Below are 24,360 nucleotides of genomic sequence, written 5' to 3'. Positions count from 1 at the left end.
TATTGATGTTCAAAGTGTTACGCGACTGGATTCAGCGCTACTTTTCCGACGAAGAAGCGGTGGTGCTGGCAGTGCTGCTGTTTCTCGCCTTCACCGCAGTGCTCACGCTCGGTGGCATGCTCGCGCCGGTACTGGCGGGGATGGTGCTGGCGTACCTGATGCAGGGGCTGGTGCTTGCTCTTGAGCGTATGCGCGTGCCTGGTGCGGCGGCGGTGGGCCTGGTGTTTGCGCTGTTCATGGGCGTCTTGCTGGTGTTTATCGTGGTGGTGTTGCCGCTGCTCTGGCATCAGTTGATCACGTTGTTCAACGAGCTGCCGGGCATGCTCGCCAAGTGGCAGTCGCTGCTGCTGTTGCTGCCCGAGCGCTATCCGCATCTGGTTTCTGACGAGCAGGTGCTGCAGGCCATCGAAGCCGCGCGTGGCGAAATCGGCAAGTTCGGGCAGTGGGCGCTGACCTTCTCGCTGTCGAGCCTGCCGCTGCTGGTCAACATCATGATCTATCTGGTGCTGGTGCCGATCCTGGTGTTTTTCTTTCTCAAGGACCGGGCCATGATCGGCGAGTGGGTGCGCGGCTATCTGCCTCGCGAGCGGGCGCTGATTACCCGGGTCGCGCAGGAGATGAACCGGCAGATTGCCAACTACATTCGCGGCAAGGTCATTGAAATCGTGATCTGCGGCGGCGTGACCTACATCGCCTTCGTCGCCCTCGGCCTCAACTATGCGGCGCTGCTGGCGTTGCTGGTCGGGGTGTCGGTGGTCGTGCCGTACGTCGGTGCGGTGGTGGTGACCGTACCGGTGCTGCTGATCGCGCTATTCCAATGGGGCTGGAGCGATCAGTTCATTTATCTGATGGCGGTCTACGGAATCATTCAGACGCTGGATGGCAACGTGCTGGTGCCTTTGCTGTTTTCCGAGGCGGTCAACCTGCACCCGGTGGCCATCATCTGCGCGGTGCTGTTGTTTGGCGGGTTGTGGGGCTTCTGGGGCGTGTTCTTTGCGATTCCGCTGGCGACGCTGTTCAAGGCAGTGCTGGATGCCTGGCCGCGCAAGGAGCCTGTAGTGGCTCCATTGCTATGAAAGTAAAAGATCGCAGCCTGCATTGGAATGCGTTTTCTTGTAGAAGCTGCCGCAGGCTGCGATCTTTTGATCTTTAGGCTTTATTCAGATCCTGAGCCGCAGCCAGCACCGCATCCACATGCCCCGGCACTTTCACGCCGCGCCATTCCTGACGCAGCACACCGTCCTTGTCGATCAGGAATGTGCTTCGATCGACGCCCAGGTATTCCTTGCCGTACAGCTTCTTCAGCTTGATCACGTCGAACAGCTGGCAGACGGCTTCGTCCTTGTCGCTGATCAGCTCGAACGGAAATTCCTGCTTGCACTTGAAGTTCTCGTGGGACTTCAGGCTGTCGCGGGAAATCCCGAAGATTTCCGTGTTGGCAGCCTGGAACGCCGCGTACTGGTCACGAAAACCCTGGCCTTCGGTGGTGCAGCCCGGGGTGCTGTCCTTCGGATAGAAGTAGATCACCACTTGCTTGCCCTTCAAGGCAGACAGACTGATGGTCTGCCCGCTGGTGGCAGGTGCTTCGAAATCCGCAACGGGTTGGTCGATGACAACGGCCATGAAAGCTTCCTTACATTGGGTTTTGTGGGCGCCAAGGCTCGATGAGGGCATCCAGGTTCATCGCGTCGGCGAAATCCAGGAACTGGTCGCGCAGCCAGCTGATCTGGGTGCCGGCCGGCAGAGTCACGGTAAAGGTGGCGTTGAGCATGGTGCCGCCGGTCTGCGGGGCCTGATAGGTATCGCAGGTCAGGTTTTCCAGCTCGACGTTGTGGTCCATGAAGAACTGGCACAGCTCATTGATGATGTCCGGGCGATACGCCGAGCTGACATAAGCTACATAAGGCAGCGCCTGCGGGCGATTTTCCAGCGCCGCACTGCGTACCACGTTGACGGTGAAGGCGTGGCGCTTGGCCAGGGTTGGCAGGCTGCCTTCGAGGCGGGCCAAGGCGTCCCAGCTACCGGAAATTTCCAGTACCAGGGCACTGCACTCGCCGTGGCGGGTCAGGCGGGAAGTGACGACGGCGCAGCGATTTTCATGGCTGGCGCGGCACAGGACGTTAGTCAGCTCCATGGGGTTGGCGCCAAGGGCACTGATGACAAGGAATTGTTCGCGAACTGTGGGGGTGGACATGCAGCATTCCTAAAGCGATGAGCGGTCGGTAGGTCGATGGGCGTTGGCCGTCGGGATGCGTCTGCGCGTGCCCGTTCAGAAAGCCCCGGACCCTGGCTCGCGATTCGCTCCAATAAAGGCGGAACGTACAGCTGCGACACTGGAACGGGGCCTGGGAGGCCGAAAGGGGAGGCTGGAACCCGGCGTACAAGCTGATCTGTACCGATCAAAGTCTGAAGGGTAGCGAAAACCGACGCCAAGGGGAATGGCGGCGCAGTACTTCGCTTGTGCAAGCATCTTGGCGCCAGTACCATTACCGCTCTCTTTTTCCGGCAGGAGCGGTTTCATGATTGCGGGCAGTATGGTGGCACTGGTCACTCCCATGGATGCACAAGGGCGTCTTGACTGGGACAGCCTCAGCAAACTCGTGGACTTCCATCTCAAGAACGGCACCCATGCCATTGTCGCGGTCGGTACTACCGGCGAGTCGGCAACCCTTGATGTAGAAGAACACATCGCCGTCATCAAAGCCGTGGTCAAACAGGTCGCAGGCCGCATCCCGGTGATCGCCGGTACCGGTGCGAATTCGACCCGCGAAGCCGTCGAGCTGACCCGCAACGCCAAGGAAGCCGGCGCCGACGCCTGCCTGCTGGTCGTGCCGTACTACAACAAGCCGACCCAGGAAGGCCTGTACCAGCACTTCAAGCACATTGCCGAAGCCGTCGACATTCCACAGATTCTCTACAACGTTCCCGGCCGCACCTCCTGCGACATGCAGGCCGAGACGGTGATTCGCCTGTCCACCGTACCGAACATCATCGGCATCAAGGAAGCCACCGGCGACCTGAAACGCGCCAAAGCCATCATCGACGGCGTGAGCAAGGATTTCATCGTGCTGTCCGGCGATGATCCGACTGCGGTCGAGCTGATCCTGCTGGGTGGCAAAGGCAACATATCCGTAACAGCCAACGTCGCCCCGCGCGAAATGGCTGACCTGTGCGAGGCCGCGTTGAAAGGCGACGCCGATACCGCACGGGCAATCAATGAAAAACTGATGCCGTTGCACAAGGACCTGTTCATCGAAGCCAACCCGATTCCGGTGAAGTGGGCTTTGGTTGAAATGGGCTTGATGCACGAAGGCATCCGCCTGCCGCTGACCTGGCTGAGCGCTCCTTGTCATGAAACGCTTCGCACGGCCCTGCGCCAGTGCAGCGTCCTGGTTTAATTGAGGAAGTACAACGCATGAAGCGAATGGCCGGACTTTCCGCACTTGCCTTGATTATCTCCAGCACCAGTGGCTGCGGATGGGTCTGGGGCCCGGAAGGTTATTTCCGTGACCGTGGTAGCGATTACCTGGAAGCGCAACAGACTGCACCGATGCAACTGCCACCGAATGTCAGCACCTCCAAGCGCCTCGACCCGCTGTTGCCGATCCCGCGCAACGTGGCCGATGACACTGCCAAGGGCGAATACGTGGTGCCGCGTCCACAACCGCTGACCGCGATTGCCGATGCAACCGACTACTCGCTGCAGAAGAGCGGTGACTCGCGTTGGGTCGTGGCCCAGCACCCACCGGCCGAAGTCTGGCCAGTGGCGGTGCAGTTTTTCCAGGACAACGGTTTCCGTCTGGATGAACAGCGTCCGCAAACCGGTGAATTCACTACCACCTGGCAGCATTCTGACGAGCTGTCCGCCGCCATGGCCAAGCGCCTGAGCGCCGCGGGTGTCGGCGCCGACAGCGAAACCCGCGTGCGGGTGCGCATCGAGCCGGGCGTGCAGCGCAACACCAGTGAAATCTACGTAGTCAGTGCCGAGCGTCCTGCCGGCAGCACCGCTGACGTCGATTTCACCAACCGTTCGGTCAACACTGGCCTGGACGCCGCGCTGGTCGACGACATGCTGGCGAGCATGAGCCGGACCTCCGAAAAGGGTGGTTCGGTGTCGATGCTGGCTTCGCGTGATTTCGATACCCCAAGCCGTGTCAGCCTCAGCGAAGACGGTAGCGGCAACCCAGTGTTGAACGTCGGTCCGGATCTGGATCGTGCCTGGTCGAGCGTCGGTCGTGCGCTGGAGCAAGGTCAGTGGCGCGTTGAAGACATCAACCGCAGCCTGGGCCTGTACTACATCAACCTGGCCGAAAAAGCCGAGAAGAAAGACGAGAAGCCTGGTTTCTTCAGCAGCCTGTTCGGCAGTGCGCCGACCAAAGAGGAAGTTGAAGCCCGCGCCGAGCGTTATCAGGTTCGCCTGAGCAAGGTCGGTGAAAACGTTCAGGTAACCGTCGAGAAGAACATCAACACCGTTGCGCCGGCCGATGTGGCCCGCAAAGTGTTGAGCGTGATTCAGGACAACCTGGGCTGATCACATGCGCTTTGCCGTTCTCGGCAGCGGTAGCCAAGGGAACGGCACGCTGATCGCCAGCGCTGATACGTATGTGCTGGTGGATTGTGGTTTTTCCCTGCGGGAAACCGAAAAACGCCTGTTGCGCCTGGGTGTGAACCCGGCGCAATTGAGCGCGATACTCGTAACCCACGAACATGCCGACCACGTGCATGGCGTGGGTTTGCTGTCTCGGCGCTACAATTTGCCGGTCTACCTCAGTCGCGGCACACTGCGCGGGATGCGCAAACCGATCGAACCCGCAGGCTTTCTGGCCGGCGGCGAGCAGTTGCAGATCGGCGCACTGAACATCGGGGTCATTGCCGTGGCCCATGATGCGCAAGAGCCGACTCAGTATGTATTCAGTGACAACGAGCAGCGGCGCTTCGGCCTGCTGACCGACCTGGGTTCCTACTGCGAGCGGGTGCTGGACGGCTATCGGGATCTCGATGCATTGATGATCGAGTCCAACCATTGTCGCGACATGCTGGCACGTGGTCATTACCCGTACTTTCTCAAGCAGCGGGTGGGCGGCGAGCTGGGACATTTGAACAACCATCAGGCGGCATTCCTGGTGGCCGAGTTGGGGTGGCAGGGCTTGCAGCATCTGGTTCTCGCCCACCTGAGCAGCAAGAACAACCTGCCGCAGCTGGCCCGGCAATGTTTCGTCGACACCCTCGGGTGCGACCCGGACTGGCTGCAACTGGCCGATCAAGATTCAGGGCTCGACTGGCGCCATATCGCCTAGCCCATCTACTTAGCAAGCGGAGCCCATCATGGAAAAACGTGAAGAACTCTACCGCGGCAAAGCCAAATCGGTTTACAAGACCGATGACGCTGACCGCTTGATCCTGCTGTTTCGCAACGACACCTCGGCGTTCGACGGCAAGCGCATCGAGCAGCTCGACCGCAAAGGCATGGTGAACAACAAGTTCAACGCCTTCATCATGCAGAAACTCGAAGCGGCCGGCATCCCGACCCAATTCGACAAGCTGCTGGGCGACAACGAGTGCCTGGTGAAGAAGCTGGACATGATTCCCGTCGAGTGCGTCGTGCGTAACTACGCCGCCGGCAGCCTGGTAAAACGTCTGGGCGTCGAAGAGGGCATGAAGCTCAATCCTTACACCTTCGAACTGTTCCTGAAGGACGACGCCAAGGGCGACCCGTTCATCAACGAATCCCACGTCGTGGCATTCGGCTGGGGCACCGCCGAGCAACTGGCGCGCATGAAAGAACTGTCGCTCAAGGTCAACGAAGTCCTGAGCAAACTGTTCGACGACGCAGGCCTCTTGCTGGTGGACTTCAAACTTGAATTCGGCGTGTTCAGCGACGGCTCGATCGTCCTGGGCGACGAGTTCAGCCCGGACGGCTGCCGTCTCTGGGACAAGGACACCAAGAAGAAGATGGACAAAGACCGCTTCCGCCAGGGCCTCGGTGACGTCATCGAAGCTTACGAAGAAGTCGCCAATCGTCTGGGTGTACCGCTTTAATCGACGCAAGCATCTGATAGCACGGAGAAAATTTTCGAAAGAGGGTTTGCTTTCGGCAGAAGTGTTGTTATGATGCGCGCCGTTGGAGAGATGCCAGAGTGGCCGAATGGGACGGATTCGAAATCCGTTGTACCTTCACCGGTACCTAGGGTTCGAATCCCTATCTCTCCGCCATTATTGAACAAGACAAAGCCCCCGTAATCATTGCTGATTACGGGGGCTTTTTCGTTTTCGGTCGCCAGGATTCGTGTTGTGCGGGCTGATGCCTCCAGGCTTTGACTTTATGCCGATCGGAATGGGCCTGTAGGCGCTCTGGCGGCGTCTACAGGGGCTGAGCGGATCGATCCGGGTCGTTATCAATATTGGTAAGACGCATGGGTGAGCAGCCCGGAAGGGGGGGCTTGGGCTGCTATAGCTTGCACTTACGAGGGGGGGGGGCAACCAGAGTGGCTCTGGCTGCTGTCTCCGATAACGGTTATACAATTCTCGTCGATTTTTTGCGTTAGTCACCGCTTACCGAGTGAGTTACTTGCATTGCGAATCCACGTTGCTGGCCAGTTTATAGATCGTTCCACCAAACGTTCCGTAGGACTTTTCTGGCGAATTGGCAATGGTCGCAACGGCTCCGTAGAGCTTGGAGCCTTCAACCGCCTCCTTGATGGTTTCTGAGCCCGGTAGGTCTGTTCTGGTGGTGGTCATGAGGATGTCGGGCGGACAGGACTCCAGAGCGCGTTGCAAGGCGTGTGCATTGAACCCGTACCTGATTGCCATGGCATTCAGGTGATCTGATTTGTATGCGGGGGGCATTAGCCCTGTCAAAGGGTAGAGGGAAAACATAAAGCCGCTGATGCTTAGTGTACTTCCAGGTGGAGCGGCTTTCAGGATGGCATCGGCAGCCAGTAAATAGTTGGACTGGGCAACCGCTTCAGGTCTCCATGCCGTGTTGGCTATGCCTGCAAGATTTTCCTTGGTGCCTGACCAGATGTTGGAGAGCAGAACAAATTTGGGCCAAAGCAGAGGCACGCACGCCGCAATTAATCCTGCTGAGATTACGACTCTCACTTTTTCAGGTTGCGGGCTGATCAGGTAATGCCAGGCCAGTGCGCAGATACCTGCCAAGCCTGGAAGGCAGACAGCGAAGTGGTAGGGAAAACCTATTTTTGTAATGGGTTCCAGCAAGGGGACGGCTGCAATGGCGACCCAAAATAATAAGCGATTCAAAGATGCTGAGCTTCGCTGATGCACGGTATGCACAATCAGTCCGAAAGCTGCGGCCCCTGTAATGCCGAGTGCGATACCTGCCTCTTTGGCTGAAGCAGTGCCATTTGAAATCAGCAGAGGGATCGTCTGATCTTTCATCGAGGCATAAAAGTCACCGGCATGTACGTACGCGTCAAGGAACGCCTGCATTCCACCGCGCGAAATCAGTACCGCGCCAATGATGATGGCACCTGTCAGTACACCACCCATGGAGAATCTGGTAAGTGTTCGCCAGCCATGGGTGATCAGGATGCTGATTGCCCCGACGACCACGAACGGTATGAACGTTTCTCGAAGCAAAACCGAGATCGCGCTCAATCCCCCGATCCAGAGCCAGGACGGCGAGTCCTTCGATATGTTTCGAGCCCATAGCAGTGCGATGAACAGTGGGATATAGGCCGAAAATATGCTGTTCTTGAATCCTGATTGAATGAACAGTGGCTGATTCATCAAAAAGAGGAATATAGCCGCTATCAGCGTGGCTCCCAGTCGGCTCTGTGATTGCTGTTCGATTACTTTGTAAAAGAGCAGCCCGGCCACCAAGGCGACAATCAAATCGACGAGTCGCAGAAACATCAGATGATTGACTGACAAATCAAAAACCCAAGATAGGAGCATTGGGTAAAGCATCAATGTCCCTGAATCGGGTAGCCCATGTCCGGTGGACAAGCTTGCAAAAATGATCTGCGAGAAATAGGCAAATACACCTTCATCTGTGGAAGGCAATGAGCCTAGAACGCAAAGTCGCGGCAACCCTGTCGCCACGATAACGACGAACCAGCAAAGGGCCTGCTGGCTTGATTTGGTGCAATGACTCAGCATGAAAGCATCTCTACGACTTTGATTTGCTGGGCTTCAGTGATACCGACCCAAAGTGGCAGGCGAACCAGGCGTTCGGACTGGTCATCGGTGACTTCCAGGCTGCCATGTGTGCGGCCGTATCGCCGGCCCGCAGGAGATGAATGCAGGGGAACGTAGTGGAAGACCGAACTGATCTCCTGGCTCCTGAATTTCTCAAGGACAACTTGGCGATCAATGTCGGGTGCCAGCAACACATAATACATATGAGCGTTATGTTGGCATTCTTGAGGAATTATCGGGCGCCGCAGAATGCCGCGCGCCTCCAGAGGCGCCAGTAATTCGTGGTAGCGGTTCCAGCTGGCAAGGCGCGTCTGAGTAATGCGATCAGCTTCCTCCAGCTGTGCCCAAAGAAACGCAGCGATCAATTCCCCGGGAAGAAAAGAAGAGCCGACTTCTTGCCAGGTGTATTTATCGACTTCGCCTCTGAAGAAACGGCTGCGGTCTGTACCCTTTTCACGAATGATCTCGGCGCGCAACGCCATCTGTGGATCGTTGACCAGAAGAGCGCCACCCTCACCGGAAATCACATTTTTGGTCTCATGGAAGCTGTAGGCGCCCAAGTCACCGATGCCACCCAATGCGCGCCCCTTGTACGTAGCCATTACACCTTGAGCTGCATCCTCAACTACTTTGAGATCGCGTCGCCGGGCGAGTGTCATGATGCTGTCCATCTCGCAAGCGACGCCAGCGTAATGGACTGGGACGATGGCTTTGGTTCGATCAGTGATGGCTGACTCAATTAGATTTTCGTCGAGGTTCAGGGTGTCTTTGCGGATATCTACAAAGACTGGGACGCCCCCTCGCAAGACAAAGGCGTTTGCGGTGGAAACAAATGTGTAGGAGGGCATGATGATCTCATCCCCTGGCTCAATATCCAGAAGCAGCGCAGCCATTTCCAGGGCAGCGGTGCATGAGTGGGTCAGCAGGGCTTTGCTGCAACCAGTTCGCTGCTCCAGCCAGTTGTGACAGTGCTTCGTAAACGGTCCGTCACCTGCCAAGCGGCCATTGAAGTGAGATTCGGCAATGTAATAAAGCTCCTTCCCGGTCATGTGTGGCCAGTTGAATGGAATCTTGTTTTTGCTCATTTTGAATTCGCTCCGATCTCAAAGATGCACAGTACTGGCCAGCTTTGAATGAAAACTGGGAAGGCCGCTTGATTAGGGGGCAGTGGGGTGTCATCCACGAGCAGCCACCACTGTGCCTATGACAATAAGAGAAACCCCTATTACTTTTTGTAGAGTCATGGGCTCGCTTAAAATCCATGTCCCCAGAATAAGCACGACAACAAAGTTAATGCTCATGAACGGGTAGGCGTGGCTCAAGTCGAATTTCGACATGGCAGCCATCCAGGTGATGGATGCGAGGAAACCCGCTAAAAAACCGGAAAATACACCAGGGTCCATTAGTAAGTGGACCATGAACTTGAGTTTTCCGAAAAGATCTTCCGGCAAGGCGCCAAAGCGTGAAATTCTCCATTTCAGCATTAGTTGCCCGTACACAGTAAATATAATTGTGGCGAATATATAAAGGTAGTCGAGCAGGCGAGCCATTAATTGCGCTCCAGAATAGCTAGCCCGAATCCGGATTTTCCGTAGCCATTGCCGTTATACAACATGTATCTTTTTCCCTTGTGATCGAACACAAACGGGTACTCAATCATTTCGGAGTCCCAGCCCTCCGACGATGCGTCAATGCTGACTTCATTCAGTGCGAGTCGCCATTGAGTGCCTGCATCAGTAGTTGCATATCCGATACGATACTTTTCGCCGTTTCCACTGCGATATGAAAACCACATTTCCAGTCCGCCCAGAGGGTTTTTTGCAATGGTGGGGCGAGAAAAAGCCTGCGCGACTCCCACTTCAAAAGGGATTGCCAGGCCGTTACGGTGCCAGTTATCACCGTCATTGGAGTGAGCCGAGTTGATGATGTGGATCATTTCACCATTGCCGGAATCCCAGGTTCTGGTCGATCCATACCACATGTCAAAGCCACCATCGGGATTTTCGACCACCCAGGGATAGGACAGGCTGATGGGATCGGTCTCATCGATGCCCATGAACGGAGTATCGCGGTCAATGCTCAGTGTGGCGTCTGAGTTGACAATCAGTCTGCCGACATCCCCTCGCCAGTGTTGCTGTCCGGACGATTGCCAGCCCATGAAAAGCATGTACCGAACGCCGTCGACCGTGTAGCAGTTGCCGATGCTCACGCCGTCGGCATAGAAACTTCCCTTTGGACCATGCTCGAAAAACGGTAGAGGGTGTTCCTTGACAACTTTTAACTGTTCGATATCGATGTCAACGGCACCGACGGAGGAGCGATTTTGGCTATCCCTCCCGCTGAAAAAAACTCTAAAAGTATCATCGTGCAAAAATACCGGAAGCGGATTGGCTGCATGAGATAGCAACTTCGGATGACGGTTTTCGCCTTCGACGGTAAACAGTCGTCCGAGTTTTCGCCATGTCGGTTTCATAATTTTCTCAACTTACTGCTTGGCACTCTTGAGCGCTCGGTGGCTTGACCGATATATACACCTTCCGCCTCTGCGTCTGCCAAGAGCAATGTGCCTGCGCCTATCACGCATTTGTCCTCTACCTTTATATGGTCGCGCAGTGTTGCGTTGACACCAATAAAACACTGCTCGCCAATATGAACACCGCCTGAAATTACTACATGCGAGGCGATAAAAGTATGGTCCTGGATCGTGGAGTGATGGCCGATATGGTTGCCACTCCAGAGCGTGATGTTATTGCCGATTGACACGAAAGGCTGGAGGGTGTTGTCTTCAAGAATAAAACAGTTGTCGCCGATAAGCCCCTCGTTGAGTACAGTTGCACGACTGCTGATGTAATTGGCGAGAGTATAGCCGAGCACCTTGGCTGCCAGATATTTCTCTTTACGCACCGCGTTGAGTTTGGAGTAGCTCAAGGCGATGAACATGTCATGGGTTTCTACTGGGTAGCGGGAAAGAATATCTTCAAATGCAACGACTGGCAGCCCGCAAAAAGTAGGAGCTTGAATATACTCGCTGTCGACTGTGAAGGCGACTACTTCAAAGGAGGAGTCTGTGCTGAAATAAAAATGTGCCAGTTGAGCAATATCGCCTGATCCAAATATTACTAGTTTTCTTTTCATCACGTCTTCCTTACCAGAATGGTGAATTCATAAAGTCCATAGTCATGGAGCAAGGCGACCTGTCGGGAATAGCGGCGTTTGCACAAATCAAATAACAGGCAAGGGTCGGAGTAGTACAGGTCGTCGCGCTTTTTATCTTCGTCGGAGTATGAAGTCAGGCAGTTGAAGGCGAAGCCGTAACGACTTGCTTTATCCATTACATCCAAGGTGTTTTCAAGGTAGGCCCGCCACTCTGCGTCGGACCGTCCCAAGCGAACATTGAAGATCCCACTGGCAACAATATAGTCCATCAGGCTGTCAGGTTCGGATGCGGTAATGAATCGCGCTGCCTGCATTTTTGCATAGCGTTGTTTGGCGACATTGATCATGTCGCTGGAAACGTCGATGCCAAGGTACGAAAATGAGTGGCATTGTTTATTCAGGTAGTCAACAAGTGCGCCGTATCCGCAGCCAAGATCACCGATTGAGAACGCCTGCGGATCATTGATTATTTTGCACAGTTGTTCGAATCGAAGCGCCTGGCCCTGTTCACCGTTCCAGTCAACTCCATTTGGGGTTTCGCCATGTAGTGCGAGCTTTTTCGAGTAGTAACTTGCTACTTCGTCGAGCAATTCAATCTTGTCGTTTTGCATAAATTTGCCTCACGATGGTGTAGGGGCGCTGTTTCGACTCGGAAAAGATCTTCGAAAGATAGATGCCCACGACGCCAATAAACGAGATGACCATGCCGCCAATTAGCCAGATGGACGCCATGACTGACGTCCAGCCACTCATCGGCGTCGCCAGCACTAGCCAATGAAGGATCAGATAAGCAATATAAAGGACAGCAAAAAAAGAAATAGAAATGCCAATATAGAAGATGCCAACCAGCGGGGCATTACTGAACGAAGTCACAGAGTTAACCAATACAGACATTTTTCGTCTGAAGGTATAAGTCGTTTGACTGGTGTTGCCTTTTTTTACCGTTTGCGCTTGCTGGTTAAAACCGGTGATATGCCAAAGTCCTGCCATGAATACTTCACGCTCCTCATGGCGTAGCAAGGCATCCACATAGCGACGAGTCATCAGTCTGGCGGTGATGATGTTTTCCGGCAGTGCCAACCCTGTCAGCGCTTGAAAGAAGCGATAGAACCAGCGGCCGCTCCAGCGTTCGAACCAACCACCCTTGCGTTGCTCCTGTACGCCATAGACCACATCACAGGATTGCTGTTGAAGCTGCTCGGAAAAGCTGGTCAAGTATTCAGGCTCCTCCTCCAGATCGCTGTCTATCAGGAAAACTTTCTCTCCATTGGCGTGTGCCAACCCAGTCATCATTGCTTTGTGATGACCGAAATTACGTGACAGGTCAACCAATACAACATGGTGATCTCGCTCGGTAAGAGAGATAGCAATGTCAAGGCTGTTGTCGGGGGAACCGTCATTCACCAAGACGATTTCATAGTCTTCCCCTGCAAGGCTTATTGCCGCAGCGCTGGCACGTGAATAAAACTCTTCTATATAGGCCGCAGATTGATAAAGGGTGGCGACGATCGAGAGCTTCATCAATTAACATGCCTCATCTGGCGATGGGAATTTTCCCCGCAGTTAAATAATAAGTCGAGAATCGTAACGCCATGGGTGAACTCTCCCCATAACTGTGGGTACTCCGGGTAGCCAGCGTAGTCATACCAAGTGAGCTTTATATTTCGCGTGTCGAAAATCTGTTCATCGATATAATTTCTGGCCGCCGGGCCGGAGATGTATTCGGTGCCTCCTGCCTGAGCACAGAGGTCGGCAAGACGCTCGGTTTTGCCTTCGATTAACGTGTAGTCGGAGGAGCGAGTGAGCGTGGTTGTTATTTTAAGGTAATCGCAGATGGCCTGGATAAAGTTCTGGTTAAGTTCGGAAATAGTGGCGTAGGAATTGCTCAGATATAGTGGCTCAAGCCATTCGGCAATTTCCTGGAAGTGGGGCGCACGACTGTAGTTTTGAAGCAGGGATCTCCAGTGAATGGCGGCCCATTCGTTTCCATCAATTTCAGTGTCCTTGATTTTCTGGTGGTATTTTCCTTTCACCAGAACGGGCACTGTTAGCCACTGAACACCTTGAGGCGTTTTGATCTGATTGCGGTTTCGCCAGTCACGACGCGTATATTGCATGTCGTCAAATAGAATAAATTCATCTACCGATGCGATCATGTCAAAATACCCTTTCCAAGGGATGTAGTTAGATTGGAGTATCGCAACTTTTTTCAAAGTATCATTCCTTGGTTTCGATGAGGCTTGCTTGAATGATTCGGCTGATGTGAAATAATAAAGAATGGACTTTTTTTAAGTTAATAGAAAACAAACTATTGGTAGTGCTGTTTCTCCACTTCTTGACGCAGGCATGTTAATCCGCGAAGGAGGAGGCGTCACCCTTTTCGTCGAGATTTTTTCCCTGGAGCATCGCTGGAGAAGGGAGGGCGTGAGCAGTCAGAATGCATTCTCCGACCTCGGGCAGGGCAGGTCGTCCTACCCTGCCCGAGGGGCGTTGAAGCCGGGCACGCCTCGCTCTGGGGGGCGCTACTATCTAGTGGATTTGGAAAGCAAGTTGGGTCGTGGGGAAAGTGACTTCGTTGCAGTAAAACTCAGCTTGTTATGGCTATAAGCAGTTCGACATGTTGATTGTATTGAAGGCATTTTTTGTAGAAAACCCCAGTGCAAAAGGCTGGGGCTTTCTGTTCAGCAGGCGCTGGACCATTCCCATGATCGGGCGGTCATAGTCGGAATTATCCGCCTTGTCATTGCGTGTCTATTGCATTCGGCTTGTTGTTCTTGGGCACCTGGCAGAGTTTCTGATTCAGATTTCCTTCACCGGCGTATCGCTCTGCACACCCTTGATCAACTCGATCACATGTAAACAGTCAGCTTTGTTCACATAGGACTCGCCACTGGCAACCGTCTCGTGGTTTCCCGCCCGCAGCCGCCAGCGCCATTGGCCTTTGCCGGTGCTCGGGGTGCCTCGGGATTGCCTGTAGATCTCGAAATACATTCAGTTCGCTCCTTGCGATGGTGTTTGCGACAACCTGTGTGTCGCATCGACGCAAGCCTAGCGGAGCGAGTTTTTTTCGCTATCGGGCATTTGTTTCCAATCGTTGGCAGATGTTTCTGAGGAGTGCGGGCTAGAGCGTGCGCAATGGCGTCTGGATTGGCCGGAATGTCGCCATTTGCGCCTTGCAAGGTTAACGGCGCTACTGCTTAATACGGGACGGCTCATGGCGTCGAAAATGCTTCGACGACCGACAAACACTATAAAAAGAGCATTCCCTTGACTGAGCATGGAACAGCACAGGCCACACGGGTCACGTTATCGCTGGTTATCCCGGTTTTTAATGAGGAGGACAGTCTCGACGCGTTCATTCTGCGCATCGACGAAGTCTTCCGGCAGCAGACCTCGATTGCTCTGGAGCTGGTGTTCGTCAATGACGGCAGTACCGATGCCACGCTTGAGGGGCTGCTGGAACGGCAACGGCACGACTCGCGTCTGCGCATCGTCGATCTGAGCCGTAACTTCGGCAAAGAGGCCGCCTTGTCCGCTGGCCTCCAGATCGCCACCGGGCAGATCGTTGTCCCCATCGATGCCGACCTGCAGGACCCGCCCGAAGTCATTCTGCAAATGATCGAGCGCTGGCGCGAAGGCTATGAAGTCGTGCTCGGCCACCGCATCAGTCGCCGCAGCGACACCTGGGCCAAGCAGACTTCCGCCCACTGGTTCTATCGCCTGCACAACAAGATCGCCGAGCAACCGCTGCCGGAAAACGTCGGTGATTTCCGCCTGATGGACCGTTGCGTGGTCGACGCCTTGCTGACCTTGCCCGAGTCTCGGCGCTTCATGAAGGGCCTGTTTGCCTGGGTCGGGTTTCGCACCACCCATGTGGATTACGAACGGCCCGAACGCGTGGCCGGGCAGAGCAAGTTCAACGGCTGGCGGCTGTGGAATTTTGCCCTGGAGGGCATCACCAGTTTCAGTACCGAACCGCTGCGAATCTGGACCTACATCGGCGCGGCGGTGTCGCTGGTCTCGTTTGCCTTCGCCATTTTTATTGTGGTGCGCACGCTGATCCACGGCGTCGACATGCCCGGTTATGCCTCGTTGATGGTGGCTGTGACGTTCCTCGGTGGCCTGCAGTTGATCGGCATCGGCGTACTCGGCGAGTACCTGGGGCGCACTTACATCGAATCCAAACGCCGGCCGGTTTTTCTGGTGCGTCGCGTCTATGACCCCAAGGACTGATACATGGATCTCAAGGAAACCGACATCCTCGGCGACAGCATTGGCGAGCATTGGTATTACTGCTCCAAAGCGGCGGCAACGCGTCACCTGCTCGGTGAGGCACCGATCACGCGGATTCTCGACGTGGGCGCCGGATCGGGTTTTTTTTCGCATCATCTGTTGACCCAAACCTCGGCGCAGGAGGCGTGGTGCGTTGACATCAGTTACCCCGCCGATTCCGATGCGAGCACTGCCGGCAAACCGGTGCATTATCGCCGCGATATCGACGCCGTCGACGCGGATCTGGTGCTGCTGATGGACGTGCTGGAGCATGTCGACGACGACCTCGGCCTGCTCAAGGCTTACGTCGATAAAGTGCCGTCCGGCAGCCGTTTTCTGATGACCGTGCCGGCGTTTCAGTTTCTGTGGAGCGGGCATGACGACTTCCTCGAACACAAACGCCGCTACACCCTGGCGCAGTTTGAAACCCTGGCCCGTGACGCCGGCTTGACTGTGCAGCGCGGTGCCTACTTTTTCGGTGCGGTGTTTCCGATCGCGGCGGTCTTGCGTTTGCTGCCCCAAGGCCCGCAGGCCGCCGCGCCGCAGTCTCAACTCAAACGTCATCATCCGTTGGTCAACGGCGTGCTCAAGACCCTCTGCCGCCTTGAACTGCCGCTGATGGGCATGAACCGTCTGGCCGGTCTGAGCGTGTTTGTGCTGGCGTGCAAACCGTGACTTCAGCCGATAGATCGGCGTTGATCCAGCGCGGCTTGCGCTTTGCCGTGACCGGGCTGTTCGTCACCGCTCTGCATGCGCTGGTGGCGGTGCTGTTCATCAACTTCGTGGCCCCGCATCCGCCGTTGGCCAACGGTGTGGCATTCGCTGTGGCGACGGTGGTGTCCTACGTGATCAACACCACCTGGAGTTTCTCCGCGCGGCTGCATGGCAGAACATTGGTGCGGTTCATGCTGGTGTCCTTCGGCGGGTTCTTGCTGGCGATGTTCGTTGCGTGGGCAGCGCAATTGGCTGGACTGCACTATTTGCTGGGCATCGGTGTCGTGGCACTGATCATTCCGGCGTTCACCTTTGTGCTGCACAATTTCTGGACGTACCGATGAAAGGCTTGAACAAGCATTCGGCCTTGGCGCTGTTGCCAATCCTGCTGGGAGCGCTGGCGTTTTTTCTGGTGATCGGCCCGCGTGCCCTTGATCCGCAAAACATTGCCTGGCTCAAGGACGGCGACCCGGCGACGCATTACCTGGGCTGGGCGTTCTTTCGCCACTCGCCCTGGACCTTTCCGCTCGGGCTGAATCCGTTCTATGGAATGGAGTTGGGCAGTGCGATCATTTTTTCCGATTCCAATCCGTTGCTGGCGTTGCTGTTCAAGCCGTTCAGTGCGTGGCTGCCGGAAACATTCCAGTACTTCGGCATGTGGTTGTTGCTGTGTTTCGTTCTGCAGGCCTGGTTTGCCTGGAAGCTGCTCGGACTGATCACCGACAATCCCGTGTTGCGCTTGCTCGGCACCGGGCTGCTGGTTTTTTCGCCGCCGATGTTTCTGCGCACCGGTGGCCATCTTTCGCTGGCCGGGCACTTTCTGATTCTTGCGGCGCTGTACCTGGCGTTGCATCCGGCACTGCAGCGGCGGCGTCTGGCATGGGGCATGTTGCTGGCCGCGACAGCGCTGGTGCATGCCTACCTGTTGGGGATGGTGGCGCTGATCTGGGTGGCTGATCTGCTTGGCAAGCTGCGGGGCGGCAAGCTGATCCGCCGTCAGGTCCTGATCGAGCTGGGCAGTTTGTTCGCACTGGTGAGCGTGTGCTGTTGGCAGGCGGGTTATTTCAGTATTTCCGGTGGCGCGGTGAGCGGTGGTTTCGGCTTTTATCGAATGAACCTGCTGTCGCTGGTGGATGCGGACGGTTGGTCTTACATTTTGACTAACATTCCCACGGCCGGCGGCGATTACGAAGGCTTCAATTATCTGGGGCTTGGCGTGCTGTTGCTGGTGCCCTTGGCCTTGATTGGCGGGTACCGCAGCGGCATTTCGCTGAAGGCACTGGTGAGCCGTCGTCCGTTGCTGTTCTGGGCGTTGATCGGGTTGACCTTGTTCGCGCTGTCGAACCATATCGGCGTCGGCCTGCAGACTTTCAGTTATCCGTTACCGAAGTTTGTGGTGAAGCTTTCGAATATTTTTCGTGCCTCGGGTCGGATGTTCTGGCCGGTGTTTTACGTCATCGTGATATTGCTGACTTATCTGGTGGTGCGCGGCTATCGAACGCGAGTCGCCATGGGGCTGCTGGCGCTGGCGTTAATGGTGCAAGTCACCGACACCCGGATTGCCTGGGCAGGTTTGAGAGCAGCGAAAATGCTGCCCGAAGCGTCGGCCTGGGCCAGCCCGATGCATGATCCGTTCTGGGCCAGTGCGGCGGCGCACTACAAGAGCATCCGTGCCGTGATGCCGAAAAATCAACCGGACCAGTGGCAGGCGATTGCCGATTTCGCCGCCACCCATGGGCTGAAAACCGATGCCGCCTACCTGGGGCGTACGAGCCCCCAAGCCCTGGAAAAGCTGCAGCGCACGACGCAAAGCCAACTTGCCAGTGGCCAGTACGACCCCGACTCGCTGTACATCCTTGATGACGATGCGCTGATGCTGGCGGTAAAAAGCATTCGCAGCGACAGCGATCTGTTGACCCGGGTCGACGACTTTGTCGTGCTGGCTCCTGGCTGGAAACACTGTGATCAATGCCTGGCGATGGTCGATCAGGGGCGAGCGCTGTCGCCGATACCCTTGAGCCAGCCGGGACTGGTGCAGACGTTCAACCGCAGTACTCGACAACTGGTCAAAGGCTGGTCCACACCGGAAGCCTGGGGCACCTGGAGTGACGGACAGGATGCGCAACTGCTGCTGCGCGTGGCCCCCGGGTCGCATGCGCTGGTGATTGAGGCGCTGGCGTTTGCCATGCCGCCGAACCTCAGTCAGCGGGTGATCGTCAGCATCAATGGCGTCGAGGCGTTGTCGACGCGTCTGACCCAGGTGCAGGGCAATCGGCTGGAAATTCCGCTCAGCGCGGCGCAGGTCGCCGAGGAGTATCTGAATGTCCAGCTGCATCTGCCAGATGCGGTCAGCCCGAAAAAGCTCGGCTTCAATGACGATGCGCGAGTCATGGGGCTGGGATTGCAAACCCTGACGGTGCAGTGAAATTGTCGAACAAACCGCCAATCGTCTGATAGACGCCGATCCCAAGGACTTCATACACTGCCAGCAGTCTGGGGATCGGGGGCAATGGATGAATCGAAATGAACTACGCAAGGCCGACATCAACCTGATGGTGGTGTTCGAGACCTTGATGCTCGAACGCAACGTGACCCGGGCGGCGGAGAAGCTGTTTCTCGGCCAGCCGACCATCAGTTCGGCGCTCAATCGCTTGCGCGCGATGTTCAATGACCCGCTGTTCATCCGCGTCGGCCATCGCATGGAACCGACCGCCCGCGCCGAAGAGTTGTTCAGGTATCTGTCGCCGGCGCTCGACTCGCTGTCGGTGGCGCTGAGCCTGACCCACGACTTCGACCCCGCCGTGAGCAACATGACGTTCCGGATCGGCCTGTCCGATGATGTCGAGTTCGGCCTGTTGCCGCCGCTGTTGCGGGCATTGCGCCAGGAGGCGCCGAGCGTGGTGTTCGTGGTGCAACACGTCGACTACTGGCGCATTCCCGATCTGCTGGCTGCCGGCGACATTACCGTCGGCATCAGCCAGACCCGTGGCTTGCCGGCCAATGCCAAACGCAAGCTGCTGCGGCATATCCAGCCGAGCATCCTGCGTGCCGATGCTTCGGACTCACCGCTGACCCTCGACGAATACTGTTCACGCCCACACGTACTGGTGTCGCACACGGCGAACATCAGCGGCTATGCCGATGAGTGGCTGGCGGAAATCGGTCGCACCCGGCATGTGGTGTTGTCGGTGCCGCAATACAGTGCGCTGCCGGCGTTGCTCGCCGGTACCGACCTGATCGCCAGCCTGCCGGACTACACCGCCGAAGCCATGGCGGCTTCTGGTCGATTGTTCAAAGAACCGTTCCCGTTCAAGACCCCGATGCTGGATCTGTCGATGGTCTGGCTCAGCCATGTCGACAGCGATCCGGCCGAACGCTGGCTGCGTTCGCGGCTTGAGGCATTCATGAGCGAACGGCCACTGACCGCGCCCTGAATTCCACCACAAATCTCCCCTGTGGGAGCGAGCCTGCTCGCGAAAGCGCAGTATCAGACAATATTGATTTGACTGAGACGTCCTCATCGCGAGCAGGCAAAAACCCGCACGGGAGCAGGGCAATGCTGTGGTATATGTACGACCTTTCTGCCGACTGACTGGAGCACCCCATGCCACATCTGCACATGGAATACACCGCCAACCTGCCGCAATTGAACGCGGATGTGGCGTTGATCCGGCTCAACAACACGCTGGTGGGGTCCGGTCAGTTCGCGGCGGAGTTTGATATCAAAAGCCGGGCGGTGAAGGTTGAGACTTTCAAGGTGGGCACCGGCATGGGCGAACGCGCCTTTGTCCACGTGAAGCTGGCGCTGCTCAGCGGTCGTTCGCCGCAAATCAAGAAGCAGCTCTCGGAAAGTCTGTTGGCGGTGCTGCAGGATCTGTGCGAGTGGCCGGCTGGGGTTGAAGTGCAGCTCTGTGTGGAGTTGCTCGATATCGACCGCGATTCCTACACCAAGACCGCCATCGGCGTTTAGGACTCAGGCCGCTTCCAGCTCACTGCAGACCTTGATCACCTGCTCGCGCAGCCAGACGTTGGCGCTGTCCTGATCGGCGTTCTGGCTCCATTGCATGTCGAGGGTGAACCCCGGCAGGCCGTTCGGCGCTTCGCAATGATTGAACACCGCGTCGTTGGTCAGCAGACGCTGGATGCGCCGGGGCAGGGTGAGGATGAAGTCGGTGCCGGTGATCATTTTCAGCGCCGCGCTGTAGCTGTTGGAGCGGGCGACGATCTGCCGTTTCTGCGCCTGGCGCGCCAGCCAGCCATCAACCATGTTGGTGGTGGAAGTCCACGGTGTCGGAAACACGTGTCGGCGCTCGGTGAAGGCCTGCAGGCTCAGGCGCGGTTCCAGCGGCGTGGCGCGTTTGTCGAAGACGCAGACCAGATCGTCTTCCAGCAGCATTCGCGACTTGAGGTCGGTGTGGCTGCGGTGGAAGTTGGGGCCGAAACAGATGACCAGATCGAGGCTGCCGTCGCGCAGTTCGTCGGCGGGCACATCGGTCTCGAACTTGTGCATGTTGACCACCACCGGCAAATCGTCGAAGTCGAAACGCTTCAACAGGCGCGGCAACACCAGTTGCTCGAAGTATTCCGGCGCACAGATGTTGAAGGTTTTCGCTTGGAGGGTCGGGTCGAAGGCCGGGGCACCGGCGTGGCACAGGTTGATGCTTTCGAGAATTTTCTGCACATGGCCGTACATGGTGCCGGCCTTGTAGGTGGGCCGCATGCCTGTGCGGGTGTTGATGAACAGATCGTCTTCGAAACTGGTGCGCAATTTTTTCAGGCAGTAGCTGACAGTGGACTGGCTGACGCAGAGCGTCTCCGAGACGTCCGTGACGCTGCTTTGCTCATACACGGCGATAAACACCATGAGGTCCTGCATGTCGAGCTTTCGAAGCAAGTTACTGTTCAGCATCCGTTCCGTCTCGCTGTGCTCCTTGCGCTGAATCCGCGCAAACGTGTGCGCATGATCGTAACGGAACGATGGTGCCAGGACAAAGCCTTGTAGGACGATTCAATGTCAGTTGTGGGACAGAAAGTTTTAGCAACACGACGTCGCCAGATAAACCGCAAAAAGATGGCAAGAAGCCTCTAGCCCGGCGATGGTATCTGGCTTCAACGGATGTGTCGGGCGAACTGCCGAGGGTCGAAACGCAGCACGATCAGCAACATCACCATCATTACCGCAGTCAGCGACCACCAGGCCCATTCGAAGCTGCCGAGCCGGTCGCGGATCATTCCGGCCAGCAGCGGCGAAAGCCCGGCGATCAAGTAGCCGATACCTTGCACGAATGCGGTCAGGCTGCCGGCGCGCTGCGGGTTGTCGAGGTGATCGAGTGAGACGATCAGGCTCATCGGGAACAAGCCGCCGATGCCCAGCCCCAACAGGCACGGCCACAGCAGGCTGAGGTGTTGCGGACTGAGGACCAGCCCGCAGAAGCCTGTAATGATCAGCAGCAGTAAAGCTGCCAGGACCGCGCGACGATCACGGCTGCGGTTGGCGATGGCCGGCGTCAGCAGCCCGGAAATGACCTCCATGGCGGTCAGAAAACCCAACAGTAGCCCGGCATCCTGTTCGTTCCAGCCTTGTTCCACGTAATACGGCGCCAGCCACGCGAGTACGCAGGTGTAGGAGGCCGTGCCGAGGCCGAAGAAGATGGCGAGCAGCCAGGCACGGGAATTACGTGCGAAGGATTCTTTTCCTGCAGCCGTGTTCTGGATGGATGACGAGGGCGCCTGCGTCCACCAGACCAGCAACGCGAGCAAGGCCAGTCCTGCCCAGATCGCCAGTCCGGTGCGCCAGCTGCCAGTGTGTACTAGCACCGACGGCGCGAGTGAGGCGGCCAGGGCGGCGCCGCCCATGATCGACGTGACATACAGGCCCATGCACAGCGCTACATGATCGGGGAAGCGTGACTTGATCAGCGCCGGCATTAACGCCTGAATCAAAGCAATGCCAATCCCCGCCAGCACCGCGCTGCCAATCAACGGCGGCGCCGAATCGAGCCACAGCCGCGACAGCGTCGCCAGTCCGATAATCAGCAGCGACAGGATCACCGCGCGTTGCTCGCCCAAACGTCGACTGATGCCAATACCGAAAAACATCGCCAGTCCCATCGCCATCACCGGCAGCATGGTCAGCAGCGAAGCCAGGCTGAAACTCAGTGCAATGTCGCCGCGTATGGCCGACAGCAAGGGACCGACGGCGGCCATGGACGGGCGCAGATTCAGCGCGACGAGGATGATCCCGAACATCAGCCAGACAGCGGGGCGGGTGGTGGTGCGGACGTTTTCCATCGGCAGACTCTGGATTGCGGAGGCCGCTGATTAGGCGGTGCGGCGCACTTATCGGCAAATCAGATTTCCCGAGCATTATTTAAAAACTAAATATCACTCTCCCCGTGTAGGAGCTGCCGCAGGGTGAGGTTCGGATTCATCTTGTTGATCACGCTGTCAGACTATTCTTTATCTCTGGCAGGATATTTCGTTACAGCTCTGGTCCTGCGCAGGCGCGTAAAACGCCGGCGGCGATATATACTGCGCGCCATTCTTCAAGGGAGAGCCGTGTGGCCATCGATATTCACTGGATTCGCGACAACGAAAGCCTCGCGCAGCTTTGCGCCGAGTGGCAGCAACTGCCGTTCGTTGCCCTCGACACCGAATTCATGCGGGTCGACACCTTCTACCCGATTGCCGGTTTGCTGCAGGTCGGTGACGGCAAACGCGCCTACCTGATCGATCCGCTGACCATCGACGCCTGGCAACCACTGGCGGCGCTGCTGGAAAACCCGGCGGTGCTCAAAGTCTTGCACGCCTGCAGCGAAGACCTCGAAGTGCTGTTGCGTCTGACCGGCAGCTTGCCGGCGCCGTTGTTCGACACTCAATTGGCCGCGGCCTATCTGAACCTCGGGTTCTCGATGGGCTATTCGCGGCTGGTGCAGGAGGTGCTCGGTATCGAGCTGCCGAAGGGCGAAACCCGTTCCGACTGGTTACAGCGTCCGCTGTCCGACACGCAGATCAGCTACGCCGCCGAAGACGCGGTGCATCTGGCGGAAGTTTTCGTACAACTGCGGCCGAAACTGTCTGACGATAAGTTCGCCTGGGTGCTGGAGGACGGCGCCGAACTGGTAGCCAACCTGCGCCGTGAAACCGACCCGTACGAGGTCTATCGCGAAGCCAAGCTGGCGTGGAAACTGTCTCGTGCGCAATTGGCGGTGCTGCGTGAGTTGTGCGCCTGGCGTGAAAAAGAAGCCCGCGCCCGTGATCTGCCGCGCAACCGCATCGTCCGTGAACACTCGCTGTGGCCGCTGGCCCGCACGCAACCGGACAACCTCGCGGCGTTGGGCAAGATCGAAGACATGCACCCGCGTACCGTGCGTCAGGACGGCCAGTTTCTGCTTGATCTGATCAAGCGCTCTGGCAGTGTGGGGCCTGATCAATGGCCGCCGGCGGTGCCGGAGCCATTGCCGGTCGAAGCCGCTGCGCTGATCAAGCAACTGCGCGCCCTCGGCCAGGTCGAAGCCGAGCGTCTGGGCATCGCGCCGGAACTGATGCTGCGCAAGAAAACCCTCGAAGCGCTGGTTAAAAGCGGCTTCCCCGAGGGCCCTTATCAATTGCCTGAGTCGCTGCGTGGCTGGCGCCGCGAACTCATGGGCCAGAAGCTGCTCGACAGCCTGGCCACCGCCGGAGAACAGCCTTGAAACGTATTTGCTCCATTTACCAAAGTTCGAAGAAACCCGGGATGTATCTTTATGTGCTCAAGAGCGATGCGCTTGAGCGCGTGCCCGAGGCGCTGATGGCGGCCTTCGGCAAGGCGAAGCATTCCTTTGACCTGGTACTGACCCCCGAGCGCACACTGGCGCGCGAGGACATCACCGTGGTCCTGGAAAACCTCGACAAGCAGGGCTATCACCTGCAGATGCCACCGGCCGAGGACGAGTACATCGAACACCTGCCCGAAGAGTTGCTGCGACGCAACGACCCGGTCTGATCTGCGAGGCCCTGTTCTGGGCCTCTTGCCACCCTGGAACTGATTTTACGGCGACGACCGCCACGAAGGAGCAC

The 24,360-nt window shown here is 57.0% G+C and carries 26 protein-coding genes and 1 tRNA gene; 14 read left to right on the top strand and 13 right to left on the bottom strand.

Annotated features, from left to right (window positions below):
• The first annotated feature begins 5 nt into the window (after positions 1-5).
• The gene (locus AB1J88_RS13830; RefSeq protein WP_027614463.1) at positions 6-1,076 is read left to right on the top strand and encodes an AI-2E family transporter; all 1,071 of its coding nucleotides are present in this window, start codon (positions 6-8) and stop codon (positions 1,074-1,076) included.
• Positions 1,077-1,149: 73 nt separating this feature from the next.
• On the opposite strand, the gene AB1J88_RS13825 is transcribed toward AB1J88_RS13830, so the two are convergent.
• Both AB1J88_RS13825 and AB1J88_RS13820 read right to left on the bottom strand, forming a co-directional pair.
• Entirely contained in the window at positions 1,150-1,623 is a 474-nt protein-coding gene (locus tag AB1J88_RS13825) for a peroxiredoxin (RefSeq protein WP_430291276.1), read from the bottom strand.
• Positions 1,624-1,633: 10 nt separating this feature from the next.
• Positions 1,634-2,194 (bottom strand): glycine cleavage system protein R, encoded by a 561-nt coding sequence (locus AB1J88_RS13820; RefSeq protein ID WP_007963284.1) that lies wholly within the window; start codon positions 2,192-2,194, stop codon positions 1,634-1,636.
• A gap of 325 nt (positions 2,195-2,519) precedes the next feature.
• Between AB1J88_RS13820 and dapA the strand changes: the two genes are divergently transcribed.
• The 5 genes from dapA (at position 2,520) to AB1J88_RS13795 (ending at position 6,213) form a co-directional block, all read left to right on the top strand.
• Positions 2,520-3,398 carry a 4-hydroxy-tetrahydrodipicolinate synthase gene (gene dapA, locus AB1J88_RS13815; protein WP_047292292.1) on the top strand — a complete coding sequence of 293 codons (879 nt, stop codon included), beginning with the start codon at positions 2,520-2,522 and terminating at the stop codon, positions 3,396-3,398.
• 17 nt (positions 3,399-3,415) lie between these two features.
• The gene (gene bamC / locus AB1J88_RS13810; RefSeq protein WP_041070366.1) at positions 3,416-4,531 is read left to right on the top strand and encodes an outer membrane protein assembly factor BamC; all 1,116 of its coding nucleotides are present in this window, start codon (positions 3,416-3,418) and stop codon (positions 4,529-4,531) included.
• 4 nt (positions 4,532-4,535) lie between these two features.
• Positions 4,536-5,297: an MBL fold metallo-hydrolase gene (locus AB1J88_RS13805; RefSeq protein ID WP_102354439.1), complete on the top strand. Its 762-nt coding sequence runs from the start codon at positions 4,536-4,538 to the stop codon at positions 5,295-5,297.
• 28 nt (positions 5,298-5,325) lie between these two features.
• Positions 5,326-6,039, top strand: coding sequence for a phosphoribosylaminoimidazolesuccinocarboxamide synthase (purC, locus tag AB1J88_RS13800; RefSeq protein ID WP_007963288.1), 714 nt, complete (start codon positions 5,326-5,328; stop codon positions 6,037-6,039).
• Positions 6,040-6,123: 84 nt separating this feature from the next.
• Positions 6,124-6,213 (top strand) — tRNA-Ser (locus AB1J88_RS13795).
• 351 nt (positions 6,214-6,564) lie between these two features.
• Here the strand turns inward: AB1J88_RS13795 and AB1J88_RS13790 are convergent.
• The 9 genes from AB1J88_RS13790 to AB1J88_RS13750 form a co-directional block, all read right to left on the bottom strand.
• The gene (locus tag AB1J88_RS13790; protein WP_430291275.1) at positions 6,565-8,121 is read right to left on the bottom strand and encodes a hypothetical protein; all 1,557 of its coding nucleotides are present in this window, start codon (positions 8,119-8,121) and stop codon (positions 6,565-6,567) included.
• Positions 8,115-9,245 (bottom strand): dTDP-4-amino-4,6-dideoxygalactose transaminase, encoded by a 1,131-nt coding sequence (rffA, locus tag AB1J88_RS13785; protein WP_222016029.1) that lies wholly within the window; start codon positions 9,243-9,245, stop codon positions 8,115-8,117. The genes AB1J88_RS13790 and rffA overlap by 7 nt, the downstream gene beginning before the upstream one ends.
• A gap of 90 nt (positions 9,246-9,335) precedes the next feature.
• The gene (locus AB1J88_RS13780) at positions 9,336-9,710 is read right to left on the bottom strand and encodes an EamA family transporter (protein ID WP_222016028.1); all 375 of its coding nucleotides are present in this window, start codon (positions 9,708-9,710) and stop codon (positions 9,336-9,338) included.
• A complete protein-coding gene (locus AB1J88_RS13775) occupies positions 9,710-10,633 on the bottom strand; it encodes a hypothetical protein (RefSeq protein WP_222016025.1) in 924 nt (307 codons plus the stop codon). The genes AB1J88_RS13780 and AB1J88_RS13775 overlap by 1 nt, the downstream gene beginning before the upstream one ends.
• Positions 10,630-11,295, bottom strand: a complete 666-nt coding sequence (locus AB1J88_RS13770; protein ID WP_222016023.1) for an acetyltransferase — start codon at positions 11,293-11,295, stop codon at positions 10,630-10,632. The genes AB1J88_RS13775 and AB1J88_RS13770 overlap by 4 nt, the downstream gene beginning before the upstream one ends.
• Positions 11,295-11,927: a class I SAM-dependent methyltransferase gene (locus AB1J88_RS13765; protein ID WP_222016021.1), complete on the bottom strand. Its 633-nt coding sequence runs from the start codon at positions 11,925-11,927 to the stop codon at positions 11,295-11,297. Before AB1J88_RS13765 ends, AB1J88_RS13770 begins: the two co-directional genes overlap by 1 nt.
• On the bottom strand, positions 11,908-12,837 hold the full coding sequence (locus AB1J88_RS13760; RefSeq protein ID WP_430291274.1) for a glycosyltransferase family 2 protein: 930 nt from the start codon (positions 12,835-12,837) through the stop codon (positions 11,908-11,910). The genes AB1J88_RS13765 and AB1J88_RS13760 overlap by 20 nt, the downstream gene beginning before the upstream one ends.
• The gene (locus AB1J88_RS13755) at positions 12,837-13,529 is read right to left on the bottom strand and encodes a WbqC family protein (RefSeq protein WP_222016017.1); all 693 of its coding nucleotides are present in this window, start codon (positions 13,527-13,529) and stop codon (positions 12,837-12,839) included. Before AB1J88_RS13755 ends, AB1J88_RS13760 begins: the two co-directional genes overlap by 1 nt.
• A gap of 586 nt (positions 13,530-14,115) precedes the next feature.
• Positions 14,116-14,307 carry a YegP family protein gene (locus AB1J88_RS13750; protein WP_041070360.1) on the bottom strand — a complete coding sequence of 64 codons (192 nt, stop codon included), beginning with the start codon at positions 14,305-14,307 and terminating at the stop codon, positions 14,116-14,118.
• Between the two features lie 276 nt (positions 14,308-14,583).
• Here AB1J88_RS13750 and AB1J88_RS13745 point away from each other — a divergent pair, with 276 nt between their 5' ends.
• The 6 genes from AB1J88_RS13745 to AB1J88_RS13720 all read left to right on the top strand — a co-directional run bounded on the left by AB1J88_RS13745 (position 14,584) and on the right by AB1J88_RS13720 (position 20,272).
• The gene (locus AB1J88_RS13745) at positions 14,584-15,549 is read left to right on the top strand and encodes a glycosyltransferase family 2 protein (protein ID WP_108181958.1); all 966 of its coding nucleotides are present in this window, start codon (positions 14,584-14,586) and stop codon (positions 15,547-15,549) included.
• A 3-nt stretch (positions 15,550-15,552) separates the two neighbouring features.
• The gene (locus tag AB1J88_RS13740) at positions 15,553-16,263 is read left to right on the top strand and encodes a class I SAM-dependent methyltransferase (RefSeq protein WP_430291273.1); all 711 of its coding nucleotides are present in this window, start codon (positions 15,553-15,555) and stop codon (positions 16,261-16,263) included.
• Complete coding sequence (locus AB1J88_RS13735; RefSeq protein WP_430291272.1) at positions 16,260-16,646, top strand: GtrA family protein; 387 nt, start codon at positions 16,260-16,262, stop codon at positions 16,644-16,646. The genes AB1J88_RS13740 and AB1J88_RS13735 overlap by 4 nt, the downstream gene beginning before the upstream one ends.
• The gene (locus AB1J88_RS13730; protein WP_430291271.1) at positions 16,643-18,727 is read left to right on the top strand and encodes a DUF6311 domain-containing protein; all 2,085 of its coding nucleotides are present in this window, start codon (positions 16,643-16,645) and stop codon (positions 18,725-18,727) included. The genes AB1J88_RS13735 and AB1J88_RS13730 overlap by 4 nt, the downstream gene beginning before the upstream one ends.
• Positions 18,728-18,815: 88 nt before the next feature.
• Positions 18,816-19,736 (top strand): LysR substrate-binding domain-containing protein, encoded by a 921-nt coding sequence (locus tag AB1J88_RS13725; RefSeq protein ID WP_041070352.1) that lies wholly within the window; start codon positions 18,816-18,818, stop codon positions 19,734-19,736.
• 170 nt (positions 19,737-19,906) lie between these two features.
• Positions 19,907-20,272, top strand: a complete 366-nt coding sequence (locus AB1J88_RS13720; RefSeq protein WP_041070350.1) for a 5-carboxymethyl-2-hydroxymuconate Delta-isomerase — start codon at positions 19,907-19,909, stop codon at positions 20,270-20,272.
• Positions 20,273-20,275: 3 nt separating this feature from the next.
• Here the strand turns inward: AB1J88_RS13720 and AB1J88_RS13715 are convergent, their stop codons facing one another.
• Positions 20,276-21,211, bottom strand: coding sequence for a LysR substrate-binding domain-containing protein (locus AB1J88_RS13715; RefSeq protein WP_430291270.1), 936 nt, complete (start codon positions 21,209-21,211; stop codon positions 20,276-20,278).
• A gap of 200 nt (positions 21,212-21,411) precedes the next feature.
• Positions 21,412-22,593, bottom strand: a complete 1,182-nt coding sequence (locus tag AB1J88_RS13710) for a cyanate transporter (RefSeq protein ID WP_430291269.1) — start codon at positions 22,591-22,593, stop codon at positions 21,412-21,414.
• Positions 22,594-22,862: 269 nt separating this feature from the next.
• Here AB1J88_RS13710 and rnd point away from each other — a divergent pair, with 269 nt between their 5' ends.
• Together rnd and AB1J88_RS13700 are read left to right on the top strand one after the other, a co-directional pair.
• A complete protein-coding gene (rnd, locus tag AB1J88_RS13705; RefSeq protein WP_041070344.1) occupies positions 22,863-23,996 on the top strand; it encodes a ribonuclease D in 1,134 nt (377 codons plus the stop codon).
• Positions 23,993-24,286: a YcgL domain-containing protein gene (locus tag AB1J88_RS13700; protein ID WP_003222599.1), complete on the top strand. Its 294-nt coding sequence runs from the start codon at positions 23,993-23,995 to the stop codon at positions 24,284-24,286. The genes rnd and AB1J88_RS13700 overlap by 4 nt, the downstream gene beginning before the upstream one ends.
• The last annotated feature ends 74 nt before the right edge of the window (positions 24,287-24,360 follow it).

It is taken from the genome of Pseudomonas sp. S8, assembly GCF_050473925.1.
Taxonomy (GTDB): Bacteria; Pseudomonadota; Gammaproteobacteria; order Pseudomonadales; family Pseudomonadaceae; genus Aquipseudomonas; species Aquipseudomonas parakoreensis.
Note: the sequence above shows the minus strand (reverse complement) of the source record. Positions and strands in the feature narration are given on the sequence as shown.

Bases quoted from the DNA above. Each gene is read 5' to 3' on its own strand.
- AB1J88_RS13825 (WP_430291276.1), bottom strand. From the start codon at position 1,623: ATGGCCGTTGTCATCGACCAACCCGTTGCGGATTTCGAAGCACCTGCC.
- AB1J88_RS13710 (WP_430291269.1), bottom strand. From the start codon at position 22,593: ATGGAAAACGTCCGCACCACCACCCGCCCCGCTGTCTGGCTGATGTTC.
- rffA (WP_222016029.1), bottom strand. From the start codon at position 9,245: ATGAGCAAAAACAAGATTCCATTCAACTGGCCACACATGACCGGGAAG.
- AB1J88_RS13805 (WP_102354439.1), top strand. From the start codon at position 4,536: ATGCGCTTTGCCGTTCTCGGCAGCGGTAGCCAAGGGAACGGCACGCTG.
- AB1J88_RS13740 (WP_430291273.1), top strand. From the start codon at position 15,553: ATGGATCTCAAGGAAACCGACATCCTCGGCGACAGCATTGGCGAGCAT.
- AB1J88_RS13770 (WP_222016023.1), bottom strand. From the start codon at position 11,295: ATGAAAAGAAAACTAGTAATATTTGGATCAGGCGATATTGCTCAACTG.
- AB1J88_RS13720 (WP_041070350.1), top strand. From the start codon at position 19,907: ATGCCACATCTGCACATGGAATACACCGCCAACCTGCCGCAATTGAAC.
- dapA (WP_047292292.1), top strand. From the start codon at position 2,520: ATGATTGCGGGCAGTATGGTGGCACTGGTCACTCCCATGGATGCACAA.
- purC (WP_007963288.1), top strand. From the start codon at position 5,326: ATGGAAAAACGTGAAGAACTCTACCGCGGCAAAGCCAAATCGGTTTAC.
- bamC (WP_041070366.1), top strand. From the start codon at position 3,416: ATGAAGCGAATGGCCGGACTTTCCGCACTTGCCTTGATTATCTCCAGC.
- AB1J88_RS13715 (WP_430291270.1), bottom strand. From the start codon at position 21,211: ATGCTGAACAGTAACTTGCTTCGAAAGCTCGACATGCAGGACCTCATG.
- AB1J88_RS13725 (WP_041070352.1), top strand. From the start codon at position 18,816: ATGAATCGAAATGAACTACGCAAGGCCGACATCAACCTGATGGTGGTG.
- AB1J88_RS13780 (WP_222016028.1), bottom strand. From the start codon at position 9,710: ATGGCTCGCCTGCTCGACTACCTTTATATATTCGCCACAATTATATTT.
- AB1J88_RS13760 (WP_430291274.1), bottom strand. From the start codon at position 12,837: ATGAAGCTCTCGATCGTCGCCACCCTTTATCAATCTGCGGCCTATATA.
- AB1J88_RS13830 (WP_027614463.1), top strand. From the start codon at position 6: ATGTTCAAAGTGTTACGCGACTGGATTCAGCGCTACTTTTCCGACGAA.
- AB1J88_RS13790 (WP_430291275.1), bottom strand. From the start codon at position 8,121: ATGCTGAGTCATTGCACCAAATCAAGCCAGCAGGCCCTTTGCTGGTTC.
- AB1J88_RS13765 (WP_222016021.1), bottom strand. From the start codon at position 11,927: ATGCAAAACGACAAGATTGAATTGCTCGACGAAGTAGCAAGTTACTAC.
- AB1J88_RS13775 (WP_222016025.1), bottom strand. From the start codon at position 10,633: ATGAAACCGACATGGCGAAAACTCGGACGACTGTTTACCGTCGAAGGC.
- AB1J88_RS13750 (WP_041070360.1), bottom strand. From the start codon at position 14,307: ATGTATTTCGAGATCTACAGGCAATCCCGAGGCACCCCGAGCACCGGC.
- AB1J88_RS13820 (WP_007963284.1), bottom strand. From the start codon at position 2,194: ATGTCCACCCCCACAGTTCGCGAACAATTCCTTGTCATCAGTGCCCTT.
- AB1J88_RS13730 (WP_430291271.1), top strand. From the start codon at position 16,643: ATGAAAGGCTTGAACAAGCATTCGGCCTTGGCGCTGTTGCCAATCCTG.